Source organism: Variovorax sp. HJSM1_2 (assembly GCF_049316285.1).
Classification (GTDB): Bacteria; Pseudomonadota; Gammaproteobacteria; order Burkholderiales; family Burkholderiaceae_C; genus Rhodoferax_B.
In genome coordinates this window covers 16,604-31,823 of sequence record NZ_JBMOXA010000034.1, presented here as the reverse complement: position 1 = coordinate 31,823, position 15,220 = coordinate 16,604, and the positions used below count along the sequence as shown (strand labels likewise).

Below are 15,220 nucleotides of genomic sequence, written 5' to 3'. Positions count from 1 at the left end.
AATCGGTAGCTGTCTGCGCTGATCTACATTGCCACAAGAGCCAATTTAATCTTATGTCCTTCATCCGTTCGGTTTTGCATTTGTTATGGATGGTCGTGACCGTTGTGCCGTGGGCGTTGGCGGTGCTGATCGTCTCGCCGTTTCTGTCATCCACCAAGTTGTATTGGATGTGCGCGCGCTGGCTCAAGCTGGCGGTGGACGGGGGCACGGTGATTTTGGGCATTCAGAACCGCATCACCGGCTTTGAAAACCTGCCCATCGAAACCAAGGCACCGGCGGTGCTGCTAGTGAAGCACCAATCCACCTGGGAGACGTTTGTGATGCCGGCCATCATGCCGCACCCCTTGGCCTATGTGTTCAAGCGCGAGTTGTTGTATGTGCCGTTCTTCGGCTGGGCCATGGGTCGCCTGGACATGATCCACATCGACCGCAGTCAACGTGCCAAGGCGTTCAACAAAGTGGTGGAGCAAGGCCGTCGCCTGCTGGCCGAAGGCACCTGGGTGATCATGTTCCCCGAAGGCACGCGGATTCCACGCGGCGAGGCCGGGCAGTACAAATCGGGCGGCACGCGGCTGGCCATAGAGTGTGGTGCGCCGGTGATTCCGATCGCCGTCACCTCGGGCAAATGCTGGCCACGCAAAGCCTTCCTGAAGACACCTGGCATTGTCGACATCTCCATAGGCAAACCGATTCCAAGCGAAGGCCGCAAGGCCGATGAGTTGATGCAGGAAGTGCAGACCTGGATAGAAGCCGAAATGCGCCGCCTGGATCCCGAGGCTTACAACAAGTAAGCGTACGCTTCACACATGCCCACCAGCAAGCTCAAGCAACTGCTGCAATACACGCTGGATTTGTTCGAGCCGGCGTTGATGCCTGCGCCCGCACCCGAGCCTGCCTCTACGCCCGCGCCACCCAAGCCTCGGGCGCCGCAGCGGCCACGCATCAGCCGCAACAAAGTCGCTGAGCCCGCAGGCGCGGCGGGCCTGGCAGGTACCAAGCTCGAACCGGTGCGTTTCCATCACCCGCGCGCCAACCGTTTGGCGCACCTGCCGGGTGCCGAAGTCGGCTTTGAATTCAAGCGCGCCAAGCGCCGCACCATAGGTTTTCTGGTAGGGGTGGACGGGCTTACCGTGCGCGCCCCCAAGTGGGTGCCGCTGGCCGAGGTGGACGCGGCGGTGATGGAGAAAGCCGGCTGGATTCTGCAAAAGCTGGGTGATGCGCGGATACGCGCCCAACGCCAGGAAGGTGCACGCATAGACTGGCGTGATGGCGCCGAATTGCCTTTCCTGGGCGAGCGTGTGCTACTGGTGCTGGACCCCACCCAGGCGCTGGGCAAGGCTGGCGCCGTGCTCGCTGCTGCGGGTGCCGAAGGGCAGCCACGCCAGCTCCTGGTGGGCCTGCCGCAGCACGCGCAGCCGGCGCAAATCCGCGATGTAGTGCAGGCTTGGCTGATGCGCGAGGCCAAGGCCATCTTCCTGGCGCGCCTGCAGCACTTTGCGCCGTTGCTGGGGGTACAGTGGCAAAAACTCAGCCTGTCGAATGCGGGCACCCGCTGGGGCAGTGCCAGCACCAGCGGCGCGATTCGCTTGAACTGGCGCCTGGTGCATTTCTCCATGCCGGTGATCGACTACGTGGTGGCGCATGAACTCAGCCATCTGCGGGTGATGGACCACAGCCAGCGCTTCTGGGATACCGTGGGCACGGTCATGCCCGACTATGCCGAGCGCCGCGGTTTGCTCAAGCAGGTGCCCATCCCTAAGTGGGATTGAAGCAGGCCTCTGCTTAGCCCGGCAGGCGCACAAAGCGCATCACCATGTCCACCACGCTTTCGCGTCGCTGGGCAATGGTTTGCGGGTCGTCGAAGTCAAACTTGAAGATCAGCGAAAACGTGTGCCGGTTGGCCACGTTGAACACACACAGTGAACTGATGGACATGTGCAGGTCCAGCGCATCAATGCCTGGGCGAAACACACCTGCCTGGATGCCGCGCTCACAAATCGCCGACAAGGTGGTGATGGCCGTGGCGTTGAGTTCGCGGATGGTAGTGCTCTGCGCCAGAAATTCACCGCGGTGCAGGTTTTCGTTGGCCACCAGGCGAATGAACTCGGGGTTGGCAAAGTGGTGGTCGAAAGTGAAGGCCACCAGCGTGCGCAACGCTTCCTCGGGCGCGAGTGTTTCCAGGTGCGATTCGGTTTCGATGTCGCGGATGTCCTGGTAGGCCTTTTCCAGAACCGCCAGATACAAGCCTTTTTTGCTACCAAAATAGTAGTAAATCATGCGCTTGCTGGTTTGCGTGGACTCGGCAATGGCATCGATGCGTGCACCGCTCAGCCCGCGTTCGGCAAACTCGCGTGTGGCCACGGCGAGGATGTCGTCCATGGTGCGCTGCGGGTTGTTGGTGCGTGGCGTGCGCACGGGGGCCGCAGGCTCGGCGGTGGCGTGAGGGTCGTGGAAGGCGGTTTCTCGCATAGGCGCATAGCATAGCCAAATGCGCCGCTGTTTTATCGCAGCTTGACGTCAGCCGCTATGCTCACCAGCTTGGCCTGCACCAATAAAAGTCTATGCCTGTACGGGTAGCGCGATGCTTAGACTGGCGGTAGGCGTGGCTTTACCTGCTTGGCGCAGGCCCTGCGGTGTGGGGCGGAAGCGGTAAACCCCATCGGCATCACGTACGCGCTGCAGGTCGCCATCGATCCACAACTTGTGCAAATGCGCAATCGCTTCGCCCATGGCAAAGGTGGTTTGGTGTACGTCGAGCTGGCGCCTGAACAACACGGGCAGCACATCGGCGGCGCTGCACGGCGCGGACTGGGCAGCTGCCAAAACATGGGCCAGGTGTTCGCTGTGGTGGTTGTGCAGCTGCTGTATGCGTATGTGCAAACCGCGAAACGGTTTGCCGTGTGCGGGCAGCGTCAGGGTGTCGCGCGGCAGTGGGGCAAACTTGTCTATCGAGTCCAGGAACTCCTGCAGCGCATTCCCCTCGGGCTCGGTGTCGTAGACACTCACATTGGTCGAGATGCGGGGCAGCATCATGTCGCCGCCCAGCAGCAGCGGTGTGCCAGGCCCCTCGCTGTACAAGGCGATGTGCTCGGGCGCATGGCCGTGGCCGCTGATGCACTGCCACACACGGCTGCCTATGCGCAGGGTGTCGCCGTCGCGCATGCGGTGGTATTGGCGTGGCACGTCGGGCACCAGGTTGGCGTAGTAGTTGTTGCGCCCGTGAATCGCCTGCAGCACCTCTGGGTTGGCGAGCCCGTGCGCCGAGAAAAACGCCGCCGCGGCTTCGCCGCCATTGGCGCTGGCGCCCTGCGAGAACAAGCGCGCCACATAGTAGTCGGTGGCACTGATCCACAGCGGCGCTTGCCAGCGTTCGCACAACCAATGGGCAAGGCCTATGTGATCGGGGTGCATGTGGGTGACGATGACGCGCAAGATGGGCAGGCCGTCGAGCATGCTGGCGAAAATCCGCTCCCACTGCGCGCGGGTCTCGGCGCTGCTGATGCAGCAGTCGACGACCGTCCAGCCTGGCACTTTGCGGCCGCTGCCATCGCCGGCATCGATCTCGTCGCGCAGCAGCCAAAGGTTGATGTGGTCGAGCGCGAACGGCAGCGCCATGCGAATCCAGAACACGCCGGGCGCCACTTCCACGGTTTGGCCGGGGGCGGGCAGGGTGTCGCCAAAGGCGTAGTCGAGCTGGCTTTCCAAGGTATTCATAGGCGCTGCTTTTTAGGTCATAATTGACGTTTACGTAAACGTCAACTTGTGGGTGCATTGTAAGCAGTTGCCGCGCAGCTTGCAGTCACCCCCGTTTTCATCTTCAGGACGGCCACCATGGGTACCACCTACACCATCAGCGACCTTGCCAAAGAGTTCGACCTGACCACGCGCGCCATGCGGTTCTATGAAGACATGGGCCTGCTGCAGCCCGAGCGCGAAGGCCCCGGTGGGCGCAACCGCATCTACAGTGCACGTGATCGCACCCGCCTGAAGCTCACGCTGCGCGCCAAACGCCTGGGCCTGAGCCTGACCGAGGCCAAAGAGATCATCGACATGTACGACCACCCGCGTGACACCGGGCCGCAGTTGAAGAAGTTTCTTGCCGTGCTGGGCGCGCACCGCCAGCAACTCGAAGACCAGTTGACCGAGTTGTCGGCCAATCTCGATGAAGTCAGGGCGCACGAGGAAGAGGCGCGGGCGCTGCTGGCCAAGGCCGAAAAAGGCACAACCAAGTCCCCCGCCAAAACTTCCAGCAAAAGAAAGGTGGCCGCGTGAACCACAACCCATTCTTTCAGCGTGTCCAGGCCAGCTTTGTGCGCCAGGGCTTGATGACTCACCTGGGCGCACGTCTGCTGCGCGTCGACAAGGGGGTTTGTGAAGTGGCGCTGCCTTATTCCGACAAAGTCACCCAGCAGCAAGGTGGTTTCCACGGCGGTGCCATGGGCGCGCTGGCGGATATTGCCGGTGGCTACGCCGCGTTGACGCATTGTGAAGAGGGCATGGAAGTCGTCACGGTGGAGTACAAGGTGAACTTCCTGGCCGCCTTTCAGCAAGGTGAGCTGGTGGCCACGGGGCGCGTGCTCAAGGCCGGTAAACGCATCATCGTGACCAGCGCCGAGGTGCAACACGTGGCCGCAGATGGCACGCGCCGCGACTGCGCCGTGATGCAGCAGACGCTGGTGCCCGTGCCCATGACCTATACAGCCGCATAAGTTTCAGAAACCAAAACCTGAGGAGACAACGATGAACCTGCCCGGACTCAATTTCCAACTCGGTGAAGACATCGACGCACTGCGCGACGCCGTCTACGAATTCGCCCAGGCCGAGATCGCACCACGCGCGGCCGAGATCGATGCCAAGGACCAGTTCCCCATGGACCTGTGGCGCAAGATGGGCGAGCTGGGGGTGCTGGGCATCACCGTGTCTGAAGAATACGGTGGTGCCAACATGGGTTATCTGGCACACATGGTGGCCATGGAAGAAATCAGCCGCGCCTCGGCTTCGGTGGGCTTGTCTTACGGCGCGCACAGTAACCTGTGTGTGAACCAGATCAAGCGCAATGGCAGCGACGCACAACGCGCCAAATACCTGCCCAAACTCATCAGTGGTGAACATGTGGGCGCACTTGCCATGAGCGAGCCGGGCGCGGGCTCGGACGTCATCAGCATGAAGCTCAAGGCCGAAGACAAGGGCGGCTACTACCTGCTCAACGGCAGCAAGATGTGGATCACCAACGGGCCCGACGCCGACACGCTGGTGGTCTACGCCAAGACCGAGCCCGAGCTGGGAGCGCGTGGTGTCACGGCCTTCTTGATCGAAAAGGGCATGAAAGGTTTTTCCATCGCGCAAAAGCTCGACAAGCTGGGCATGCGTGGCAGCCACACCGGCGAGCTGGTGTTCCAGAACGTCGAGGTGCCGGCCGCCAATGTGCTGGGCAACCTCAATGGCGGTGCCAAGGTGTTGATGAGCGGGCTGGACTACGAACGCGCGGTGCTCACCGGCGGGCCGCTGGGCATCATGCAGTCGGTGATGGACAACGTGATCCCCTACATCCACGACCGCAAGCAGTTCGGCCAAAGCATTGGCGAGTTTCAGCTCATCCAGGGCAAGGTGGCCGACATGTATACGGTGCTGCAAGCGGGGCGCTCGTTTGCCTACACCGTGGCGAAAAACCTCGACCTGCTGGGCACCGACCACGTGCGCCAGGTGCGCAAAGACTGCGCTTCGGTCATCTTGTGGTGCGCCGAAAAAGCCACCTGGATGGCCGGCGAGGGGGTGCAGATCTTTGGTGGCAATGGCTACATCAACGAATACCCGCTGGGCCGCCTGTGGCGTGATGCCAAACTCTATGAAATCGGTGCCGGTACGTCGGAAATCCGCCGCATGTTGATTGGCCGCGAGCTGTTTGCCGAGACCATGTAATCCAGGCCCGTGGAGGGCGAATCGCCCCCCATTTTCAGCAATTTACCGAACCGAGCGAAAATCACACCATGCCAATACAGGATCTCTTTACCCATAACCGGGCTTGGGCCGCTCAAGTTGAGCGTGATCGCCCCGGATTCTTCACCAGCCTTGTCGCGCAGCAAACGCCCCGCTATATGTGGATAGGCTGCTCCGACAGCCGTGTGCCCGCCAATCAAATCACCGGCCTGGAACCCGGTGAAGTGTTTGTGCACCGCAACGTGGCCAACGTCGTGGTGCATTCCGATCTGAACGCGTTGTCGGCGATACAGTTTGCCGTCGAACGTCTCAAGGTCGAGCACATCATGGTGGTCGGGCACTATGGCTGTTCGGGTGTGCGCGCCGCACTCGAAGGCGCGCGTGTCGGCCTGGCCGACAACTGGCTGCTGCACGTGCGCTCGGTGCGCGACCGCCATGCGGCCAAGCTTGATGCCTTGCCCGAAAGCCAGCGCGCCGACGCCTTGTGTGATCTGAACGTGATCGAGCAAGTGGTCAACGTGTGTGTCAGCACGGTGATGGAAGACGCCTGGCGCAATGGCCAGAAGGTGTCCATCCATGGCTGGGCCTTCGGTGTACACGACGGCTTGTTGCAGGACCTGCACATGACGGTCAACGGCACCGACACGCTGGAGGCCCAATACACCGCTGCGGTGGAGAGCGTGATCGCTGCGCGCAGCAGCAAATAAGCCAACTTTGCGACTTGTTCAACCCGGTGTTTTGAACATGTTTCCGCAGCGACTCGATTCAAGCCTGGCCTTTGATGTGGCCAAGGCGATGATGGACGGTTTCAATCGGCACTACCGCTTGTTCCGCTCCGAGTCGGCGCGGGCCAAACACCGTTTTGAAACCGCCGATTGGCCGGGGCAGCAACACGCCGCGCGCGAGCGCATAGAGTTCTACGGCCTGCGCGTGCGCGAATGTGTGATGCGGCTGGAAAAGGAATTCCGCGCCGGCGAGCAGCCCATGGCGGTGTGGCAGCAGGTCAAGCTGCACTACATCGGCCTGTTGGTGGACCACTACCAGCCCGAGTTGGCGGAGACATTCTTCAACTCCGTCACCACCAAGATACTGCACCGCACACACTTCCATAACAACTTCATTTTTGTGCGCCCGGCGGTCAGTACCGAGTACATCGAGAACCTGGAGCCGCAGCAAAAGCCCAGCTACCGGGCCTACTATCCGACGCCCGACACACTGGAGTTGGTGTTGCAGCAGTTGCTGCAGGAGTTTGACTTGCAGCGCGCCTTTGAAGACCTGCCGCGCGATGTGGCCTCGGTGGCTGCGGTGCTGCGCGCGCAACTGGGTGAAGTGAAGTTGCGCGCCAATTTCCAGATCCAGGTGCTTGCCAGCCTGTTCTTCCGCAACAAGGGCGCCTATGTGTGCGGCAAGGTGATCAATGGTTTTGTCGAGCATCCGTTCACGCTGCCGATTCTGCATAACACTGACGGCCAGCTCATCGTCGACGCGGCGCTGTTTGGCGAAGACGCGTTGCTCAAGCTCTTCAGCTTTGCGCGGGCCTACTTCATGGTCGACATGGAGATCCCCTCGGCCTACGTGCAGTTCTTGCGCAGCATCATGCCGCGCAAGCCGCGTAATGAGATCTACAACGCGCTGGGCTTGGCCAAGCAGGGCAAGACGCTGTTCTACCGCGATTTCCTGCACCATCTGCGCCACTCCAGCGACCAGTTTCGCATTGCCCCCGGCATCAAGGGCATGGTGATGCTGGTGTTTGATTTGCCGTCGTTTCCGTATGTGTTCAAGCTCATCAAGGACTACTACCCGCCGCAGAAGGACACGACGCGAGAACTCATCAAAGGCAAATACCAGCTGGTGAAACAACACGACCGCGTGGGCCGCATGGCCGACACGCTGGAGTACAGCGAAGTGGCGTTTCCGCGAGCGCGTTTTACCGAGGCCTTGATTGCCGAGATTGAAAAGTTTGCCCCCAGCCAGTTGGAAATCAGTGACCGCGACGCTGATGGCCAGGCCGAAGTGATCTTGAAACACGTCTACATCGAGCGGCGCATGATCCCACTCAATCTCTACCTGCAAGAGGCCTTTGACGCGGGCGCGGACGATGGCCGGGGCCGGCAGCAAATCGAACGTGTGGTGGTGGAATACGGCAATGCCATCAAGGACCTGGTGGCGGCCAACATCTTTCCCGGCGACATGTTGTGGAAGAACTTTGGCGTGGCGCGTCACGGCAAGGTGGTGTTCTACGACTACGACGAAATCGAATACCTCACCGATTGCCACTTCCGCCGCGTGCCTGCAGCGCGCACCGAAGAGGAAGAAATGAGTGGCGAGGTCTGGTACCGCGTAGGGCCGAAAGATGTGTTTCCCGAAACCTTTGGTCCGTTTTTGCTGGGCCACCCTGCGGTGCGCGATGTTTTTATGCGCCACCATGCCGACCTGTTGGACATCGCGTTCTGGCAGGCGCACAAGGAGCGTATCCAGGCCGGCCACGTACACGACGTGTTTCCCTATGACCGTGAGCAGCGGTTTGTCTTCCAACGCGACAAGGCCGCCGAGGTCTGTCTATCTTGCTTGTTGAAGGAGAGCTGAAATGTCTGAATCGATTGTGATCCTCGGTGCCGCGCGCACCCCCATGGGCAGCTTCCAGGGCGACTTCGCCGCGCTGGCGGCACACGACCTCGGCGGTGTCGCCATCAAGGCGGCGGTGCAGCGTGCGGGTGTGGCGCCAGCCGCTGTGGGTGAGGTGTTGTTTGGCAACTGCCTGATGGCCGGCCAAGGCCAGGCCCCGGCGCGCCAGGCCGCCTACAAGGGCGGCCTGCCCGACAGCGCGGGTGCTGTGACGCTGTCCAAGATGTGCGGCTCGGCCATGAAGGCCGCGATGCTGGCGCACGACCTGCTGCTGGCCGGCACGCATGAGGTGATGGTGGCCGGCGGCATGGAGAGCATGACCAACGCGCCGTATCTGATGCTCAAGGGCCGTGGTGGCTACCGCATGGGCCACGACCGCATCTTCGACCACATGATGCTGGACGGCCTGGAAGACGCCTACCAACCCGGCCGCTCCATGGGCACGTTTGGCGAAGATTGCGCTGCCAAATACAGCTTCACGCGTGAACAGCAGGATGCGTTTGCCACCGCCAGTGTGCAGCGTGCGCGCCAGGCCACGGCCGACGGTATGTTCAAGGCCGAGATTGCGCCGGTGCTGGTCAAGGGCCGCAGCGGGGATACGCTGGTGGAGCTGGACGAAGGTCCCGGCAAGGTGAAGATAGACAAGATCAGCTCGCTCAAACCCGCGTTCAAGAAAGATGGCGGCACCATCACCGCTGCCAGCAGCTCGTCCATCAACGACGGCGCCGCCGCGCTGGTGCTGAGCACCGCCAGCCACGCGCAAAAGATAGGCGCCAAACCCATTGCCCGTCTGGTGGCACACACCACCCACGCCCAGCAACCCGAGTGGTTTGCCACGGCCCCCGTGGGCGCGGTGCAAAAGCTCTTGGCCAAAACCGGCTGGAGCGTCAAAGACGTGGACCTGTGGGAAGTCAACGAAGCCTTTGCTGTTGTGCCCATGGCGCTGATGACCGAACTGAAGATCTCTCACGACATCGTCAACGTACACGGCGGTGCGTGTGCGTTGGGCCACCCCATCGGCGCCAGCGGTGCCCGCATCATGGTCACGCTGATCCATGCGCTGCAGGCGCGTGGCAAAAAACGCGGCATCGCCACACTGTGTATTGGCGGCGGCGAGGCCACGGCGGTGGCGATAGAGTTGATCTGAGGTGCCTAGCCCATGATCACCAGCCTGGACCAACTGCGCAGCCTCTACGGCGAACCCGGCGAACGTGCGCTGCGCAAGCAGTTGCCGCAGCTAGACAAACACGGCCAGCGCTTCATCGCGCTGTCGCCGTTCTGTGTGGTGGCCACGGGCGGCGAGGGCGGAGCCCTGCTCGACGCCTCGCCACGCGGCGGCACACCCGGCTTTGTGAAAACACCCGACGCCCACACCGTGCTGCTGCCCGATGCCAGCGGCAACAACCGGCTCGACACGCTGGGCAATCTGCTGGCCGACCCGCGCATAGGGCTGATCTTCATGATCCCCGGCGTGGACGAAACCTTGCGCATCAATGGCACGGCGCAACTGCGCGACGAGGCCGCCTTCACCGATCTGTTCACGGCCGAGCGCCAACGTCCCAAGCTGGTGATAGAAGTGCGTGTGGCCGAGGCCTACCTGCACTGCTCCAAGGCCTTTATGCGTTCGCGCCTGTGGCATGCCGATGCGCAGGTGGAGCGGGCCGTGTTGCCCACCATGGGCCAGATGATCCACGACCAGATGGGCTTGGCGACTGAACCCGAATCCCAGGCCGAGATGCTGGCGCGTTACCAGGCGCAGCTCGATCTTGAGCGCAAGGTCGGGTGACTTGGCTACTCTTGTTTTGATAGCTTCTTGCGCTTTCTCCATATGCGTTGACGCCTTATTTTTCTTCAATACCCTATGAAAACCATTTTGGTCATTGGTGCCTCGCGTGGCATCGGATTTGAGTTGGTGCGCCAGTACGCGGAAGATGGTTGCCGTGTGCTCGCCACCGTGCGCAACCCGGCTGACAAAGCGGCCGTTCAGGCTCTGGGCGCCGAAGTGCACCAGGTCGACGTGGCCAAGCCCGCGAGTGTGAGCGGCCTGGCCTGGCAGCTCGATGGCGAAAAGATAGACGTCGCGCTGTACGTGGCCGGCGTCATTCGCCGCCCGAATGCGCTGTCGCCGCCCACACAGCAAGACTTCGACGCGGTGATGCACACCAATGTGCTCGGCGCCATGCAGGCGCTGCCACAAGTGGCGCCGCTGGTGGAGGCCGCCGGTGGTGTGTTTGCGTTCTTCTCGTCGTCGATGTCGCAGATCGGCAGCGTGCCCAACAGCGGCTCGTGGCTTTACCGCACCAGCAAGGCCGCGCTCAACATGGCTGTGGCCGCCGCGCAGCACGATTACCCGCAAGCGCGCCTGGTGACCATAGATCCGGGCTGGGTGCAGACCGACATGGGTGGCAGCGGCGCGGCCCTCACGGTGGAGGCCAGTGTGCAAGGCATTCGCAACACACTCGCCGGTGTGACCGACGCAGACAAAGGGCAACTGCTGCACCACGATGGGCGCAGGGCGGCCCACTGGTAAACACAAAAAGAATTCGGAGACAAAACCATGCTGTTGACCCAAGACCAGGAAATGATCCGCGACGCGGTGCGTGCGTTTGCGCAAGAGCAACTTTGGCCGCATGCGCCGCGCTGGGATAAGGAGCACCACTTCCCCGTTGAGGCGCACCAGGGCCTGGCCGCGCTTGGCGCCTACGGCATCTGTGTGCCCGAAGAACTGGGCGGCGCCGGGCTGGACTACCTGTCGCTGGCCTTGGTGCTGGAAGAAATTGCCGCAGGCGACGGCGGCACCAGCACGGCCATCAGCGTGACCAACTGCCCGGTCAATGCCATCTTGTTGCGTTACGGCAATGCGCAGCAAAAGAAGCAATGGTTGGAGCCGCTGGCGCAGGGGCAGATGTTGGGCGGCTTTTGCCTCACCGAGCCGCAGGCGGGCAGCGATGCGTCCAGCCTGCGCACCACCGCCAAGCGCGAGGGTGATGTGTACGTGATCAACGGCGTGAAACAGTTCATCACCAGCGGCAAGAATGGCCAGGTGGTGATCGTGGTGGCCGTGACCGACAAGGCCGCGGGCAAACGCGGCATGAGTGCCTTCATCGTGCCGACCAACACGCCGGGCTACACCGTGGCGCGGCTGGAAGACAAGCTGGGCCAACACAGCAGCGATACCGCGCAAATCAACTTCGACGATTGCCGTATTCCCGCCGAGAACCTGATCGGCGCCGAGGGCGAAGGCTACAAGATTGCGCTGGGCGCGCTGGAGGGCGGGCGCATAGGCATTGCCGCGCAAAGTGTGGGCATGGCGCGCAGCGCGTTTGAGGTGGCCGTGGCCTACGCCAAGGAGCGCCAGGCGTTTGGCGGCAGCATCTTCAACCAACAGGCCGTGGGCTTTCGCCTGGCCGAATGCGCCACGCAGATCGAAGCCGCGCGCCAACTGATCTGGCACGCCGCGGCCTTGCGCGATGCGGGCCGCCCGTGTTTGCAAGAAGCCGCCATGGCCAAACTGTTTGCCAGCGAGATGGCCGAGCGGGTGTGCAGCGCCGCCATCCAGACCTTGGGCGGCTACGGTTATGTGAGCGACTTTCCGTTGGAGCGCATCTACCGCGACGTGCGGGTGTGCCAGATTTACGAAGGCACGTCGGATATCCAGAAGCTCTTGATCCAGCGCGGCTTGTAGCCCCAAGGGTGGAATAACGGGGCTTGCGCGCCGCACTTTCAGCCCCGCTGCGTTTCGGCCTTCCGTATAATCTGCCCCATTCCGAGGAGCGCTGCAGCACCCAACAGGGGTGTGAGGCTCGGAACCCCATAACTGCAAACCGCGCTCACCCACTGCCCGTGAGGTGAGACGTTTTCGCAAAAGCGTATCTCCCCGACGGCGCAGTGGCTTACCAACTTGCTTTGGAGCACCCCTATGAACGCTGTCGTCAAGCCCATCAATACCGCTGACCAAGCCATTGCCGATATCAACCTGGCCGCCTGGGGCCAGCGCGAAATCCGCGTCGCCGAAACCGAAATGCCCGGCCTGATGGCCATACGCGAAGAATTCGCCGCTGCCCAGCCGCTCAAGGGCGCACGTATTACCGGTTCGCTGCACATGACGATCCAGACCGCCGTGCTGATCGAAACCCTGCAAGCCCTGGGCGCGACCGTGCGCTGGGCCTCGTGCAACATCTTCTCGACGCAAGATCACGCCGCTGCCGCCATTGCCGCCGCCGGCACGCCCGTGTTCGCCATCAAGGGCGAGTCGCTGAAAGATTACTGGGACTACACCCACAGCATTTTTGACTTCGGCGCCAAGGGCACGCCTGGCGAAGGCCCGAACATGATTCTGGACGACGGCGGCGACGCCACGTTGTTGATGCACCTGGGCCAACGCGCCGAGAAGGACATCAGCGTCATCGCCAACCCCACCAGCGAAGAAGAAACCCTGCTGTTCGCCGCCATCAAGGCCAAGCTGGCCGTGGACCCCACCTGGTACACGCGCAAGTCGGCCGAGATCATCGGCGTGACCGAAGAAACCACCACCGGCGTGCACCGCCTGAACGAAATGTCGGCCAAGGGCACACTGCTGTTCCGCGCCATCAACGTGAACGACTCGGTGACCAAGAGCAAGTTCGACAACCTGTACGGCTGCCGCGAGTCGCTGGTGGACGGCATCAAGCGCGCCACCGACGTGATGATCGCCGGCAAGGTGGCCGTGGTGGCTGGCTACGGCGACGTGGGCAAGGGCTCGGCCCAAGCCCTGCGCGCCCTGAGCGCCCAAGTCTGGGTGACCGAAATCGATCCAATCAACGCCCTGCAAGCCGCCATGGAAGGCTACAAGGTTGTGACCATGGAATACGCGGCTGACAAGGCCGACATCTTCGTGACCACCACCGGCAACCGCGACGTGATCCGCCACGAGCATATGGTCGCCATGAAGGACCAGGCCATCGTCTGCAACATCGGCCACTTCGACAACGAAATCGACGTCGCTTCGATCGAGAAGTACGAGTGGGAAGAGATCAAGCCACAAGTCGACCACATCAAGTTCCCTGACGGCAAGAAGATCATCTTGCTGGCCAAGGGCCGCCTGGTGAACCTGGGCTGCGGCACGGGCCACCCCAGCTTTGTGATGAGCTCGTCGTTTGCCAACCAGACCATCGCCCAGATCGAACTGTTCACCAAGCCAGACGCCTACAAGGCCGGCAAGGTCTACGTGTTGCCCAAGCACCTGGACGAAAAAGTGGCGCGCCTGCACCTGAAGAAGGTTGGCGTGATGCTGACCACGCTGACGGACGCACAAGCGGCCTACATCGGTGTGGATAAAAACGGCCCATACAAGCCAGACACCTACCGCTACTGATGGCACCCCCCAGGCTTCGCGCACGGTGTGTCGCTACGCCAACCCCCTTGCAGGGGGCAACACCTGCGGCCTGGCAGAGCCAGTTCCGCGGTGTTCCAGTGGAAGCCAGGGGGCGTCCATTTCCTTCTTTGTTTTTGAGTGACCATCGTTTATGCGTGCCGATCAATTGTTAGTAGAGCGTGGCATGGCCGCCTCCCGTTCCCAGGCCGTGCGGCTGATCGCCGGGGGGATGCGCTGGTTTGATGGCATCAAGTGGCGCAGCGTGGCCAAGAACAAGGATGACATCCCGGTCGACGCCAAGATCGAGTTGCTCGACGATGCCGAGGCGCGTTATGTGTCACGCGGCGGGCTCAAGCTCGACGCCGCGCTGAAACACGCGGCCTTGAATGTGGACGGCTTGAAGGTGCTTGACGTGGGCCAGTCGACCGGTGGTTTCACCGACTGTTTGCTGCAGGCTGGCGCGGTGCAAGTCATAGGGGTCGACGTGGGCCACGGCCAGTTGCATCCCAAGCTGCGCGAAGACGCACGGGTGTTGTGTGTAGAGGGCTTGAACGCCCGTTCACTCACGCCCGAGTCGCTGCAGGAGGCCTGCGAATATGTGTTGTCCGAGCAGTGGGAGGCCCCGGCCGAGGACGACCCGGAACCCGTGGCCCCTTATGCCTGGATGAACAGCGGCGGCGAAGTCACCGACTACGACGACAGCGACGACGCGGACGATGCCGAAGTCGAGGCACATGTGGCGCAAGCGGCGGGCAAGATGAACGCGCGTGCGGCGTCCTCCTCATCGTCCTCAGACACCCCCGCCAGCGCACGCGCCGAGTTGCGCCGCAAGGCCGGGTTTGACGATGTGGACACCGAGCCCGAGTTCGACCTGATCACCGGCGACGTGTCGTTTATTTCGCTCACCTTGATCTTGCCTGCCTTGGTGCCACTGTTGGCAGAAAACGGCGTGTTGCTCATGCTGGTGAAGCCGCAGTTTGAATTGCAACCCGGCCAGGTGGGCAAGGGGGGCATCGTGCGCGACGACGCCATGTACCCGCTGGTGCAAGCCCGTCTGCGTGAATGCTGCGCCGAGCTGGAGCTTGAGGTGCTGGACTGGTTTGACAGCCCCGTGGCCGGCGGCGACGGCAACCGCGAATTTTTTATCTACGCCAAAAGGCTTGGTTAACCCCCAGGCTACGCACGACGTGTCTTCGCCAATCCCCTTGCAGGAGACGGCATCAGCGGCCCGGCAAAGCCGGTTCCGCGATGTCCCATGCTGGGGCCGTGCACGCGAATTGCCTCGACCCTATTTGACTTGAGTAC

At 62.1% G+C, this 15,220-nt stretch carries 15 protein-coding genes and 1 riboswitch; of the genes, 13 read left to right on the top strand and 2 right to left on the bottom strand.

The features are described 5' to 3' along the window. Nucleotides 1-53: 53 nt before the first annotated feature. Both ACFQ95_RS23500 and ACFQ95_RS23495 read left to right on the top strand, forming a co-directional pair. Nucleotides 54-791, top strand: a complete 738-nt coding sequence (locus ACFQ95_RS23500) for a lysophospholipid acyltransferase family protein (RefSeq protein WP_422835008.1) — start codon at nucleotides 54-56, stop codon at nucleotides 789-791. Nucleotides 792-806: 15 nt separating this feature from the next. Then, nucleotides 807-1,769, top strand: coding sequence for a M48 family metallopeptidase (locus tag ACFQ95_RS23495; RefSeq protein ID WP_422835006.1), 963 nt, complete (start codon nucleotides 807-809; stop codon nucleotides 1,767-1,769). A gap of 13 nt (nucleotides 1,770-1,782) precedes the next feature. Here the strand turns inward: ACFQ95_RS23495 and ACFQ95_RS23490 are convergent, their stop codons facing one another. Together ACFQ95_RS23490 and ACFQ95_RS23485 are read right to left on the bottom strand one after the other, a co-directional pair. After that, a complete protein-coding gene (locus ACFQ95_RS23490) occupies nucleotides 1,783-2,469 on the bottom strand; it encodes a TetR/AcrR family transcriptional regulator (RefSeq protein ID WP_422835005.1) in 687 nt (228 codons plus the stop codon). Nucleotides 2,470-2,559: 90 nt separating this feature from the next. Continuing rightward, entirely contained in the window at nucleotides 2,560-3,714 is a 1,155-nt protein-coding gene (locus tag ACFQ95_RS23485) for an MBL fold metallo-hydrolase (RefSeq protein WP_422835004.1), read from the bottom strand. Nucleotides 3,715-3,831: 117 nt separating this feature from the next. On the opposite strand from ACFQ95_RS23485, the gene ACFQ95_RS23480 reads away from it, so the two are divergent. The 11 genes from ACFQ95_RS23480 (at nucleotide 3,832) to ACFQ95_RS23430 (ending at nucleotide 15,083) form a co-directional block, all read left to right on the top strand. Then, a complete protein-coding gene (locus ACFQ95_RS23480; protein ID WP_422835002.1) occupies nucleotides 3,832-4,272 on the top strand; it encodes a MerR family transcriptional regulator in 441 nt (146 codons plus the stop codon). Between the two features lie 53 nt (nucleotides 4,273-4,325). Then, nucleotides 4,326-4,709, top strand: coding sequence for a PaaI family thioesterase (locus ACFQ95_RS23475; RefSeq protein ID WP_422835033.1), 384 nt, complete (start codon nucleotides 4,326-4,328; stop codon nucleotides 4,707-4,709). Between the two features lie 31 nt (nucleotides 4,710-4,740). Beyond that, nucleotides 4,741-5,919, top strand: a complete 1,179-nt coding sequence (locus ACFQ95_RS23470) for an isovaleryl-CoA dehydrogenase (RefSeq protein WP_422835000.1) — start codon at nucleotides 4,741-4,743, stop codon at nucleotides 5,917-5,919. Nucleotides 5,920-5,987: 68 nt separating this feature from the next. Next, a complete protein-coding gene (gene can, locus ACFQ95_RS23465) occupies nucleotides 5,988-6,644 on the top strand; it encodes a carbonate dehydratase (protein WP_422834999.1) in 657 nt (218 codons plus the stop codon). 37 nt (nucleotides 6,645-6,681) lie between these two features. Then, on the top strand, nucleotides 6,682-8,523 hold the full coding sequence (aceK, locus tag ACFQ95_RS23460; RefSeq protein WP_422834997.1) for a bifunctional isocitrate dehydrogenase kinase/phosphatase: 1,842 nt from the start codon (nucleotides 6,682-6,684) through the stop codon (nucleotides 8,521-8,523). Nucleotide 8,524: 1 nt separating this feature from the next. Next, a complete protein-coding gene (locus ACFQ95_RS23455) occupies nucleotides 8,525-9,709 on the top strand; it encodes an acetyl-CoA C-acyltransferase (protein WP_422834996.1) in 1,185 nt (394 codons plus the stop codon). A gap of 12 nt (nucleotides 9,710-9,721) precedes the next feature. Continuing rightward, the gene (locus ACFQ95_RS23450) at nucleotides 9,722-10,348 is read left to right on the top strand and encodes a pyridoxamine 5'-phosphate oxidase family protein (RefSeq protein WP_422834994.1); all 627 of its coding nucleotides are present in this window, start codon (nucleotides 9,722-9,724) and stop codon (nucleotides 10,346-10,348) included. 75 nt (nucleotides 10,349-10,423) lie between these two features. Further along, a complete protein-coding gene (locus ACFQ95_RS23445; protein ID WP_422834993.1) occupies nucleotides 10,424-11,092 on the top strand; it encodes an SDR family oxidoreductase in 669 nt (222 codons plus the stop codon). A gap of 27 nt (nucleotides 11,093-11,119) precedes the next feature. Continuing rightward, a complete protein-coding gene (locus tag ACFQ95_RS23440; RefSeq protein ID WP_422834992.1) occupies nucleotides 11,120-12,247 on the top strand; it encodes an acyl-CoA dehydrogenase family protein in 1,128 nt (375 codons plus the stop codon). 77 nt (nucleotides 12,248-12,324) lie between these two features. Beyond that, a riboswitch (S-adenosyl-L-homocysteine riboswitch) is annotated at nucleotides 12,325-12,401 on the top strand. A gap of 80 nt (nucleotides 12,402-12,481) precedes the next feature. Beyond that, complete coding sequence (gene ahcY / locus ACFQ95_RS23435; protein ID WP_422834990.1) at nucleotides 12,482-13,915, top strand: adenosylhomocysteinase; 1,434 nt, start codon at nucleotides 12,482-12,484, stop codon at nucleotides 13,913-13,915. A gap of 151 nt (nucleotides 13,916-14,066) precedes the next feature. After that, the gene (locus ACFQ95_RS23430) at nucleotides 14,067-15,083 is read left to right on the top strand and encodes a TlyA family RNA methyltransferase (RefSeq protein ID WP_422834988.1); all 1,017 of its coding nucleotides are present in this window, start codon (nucleotides 14,067-14,069) and stop codon (nucleotides 15,081-15,083) included. Nucleotides 15,084-15,220 lie beyond the last annotated feature (137 nt).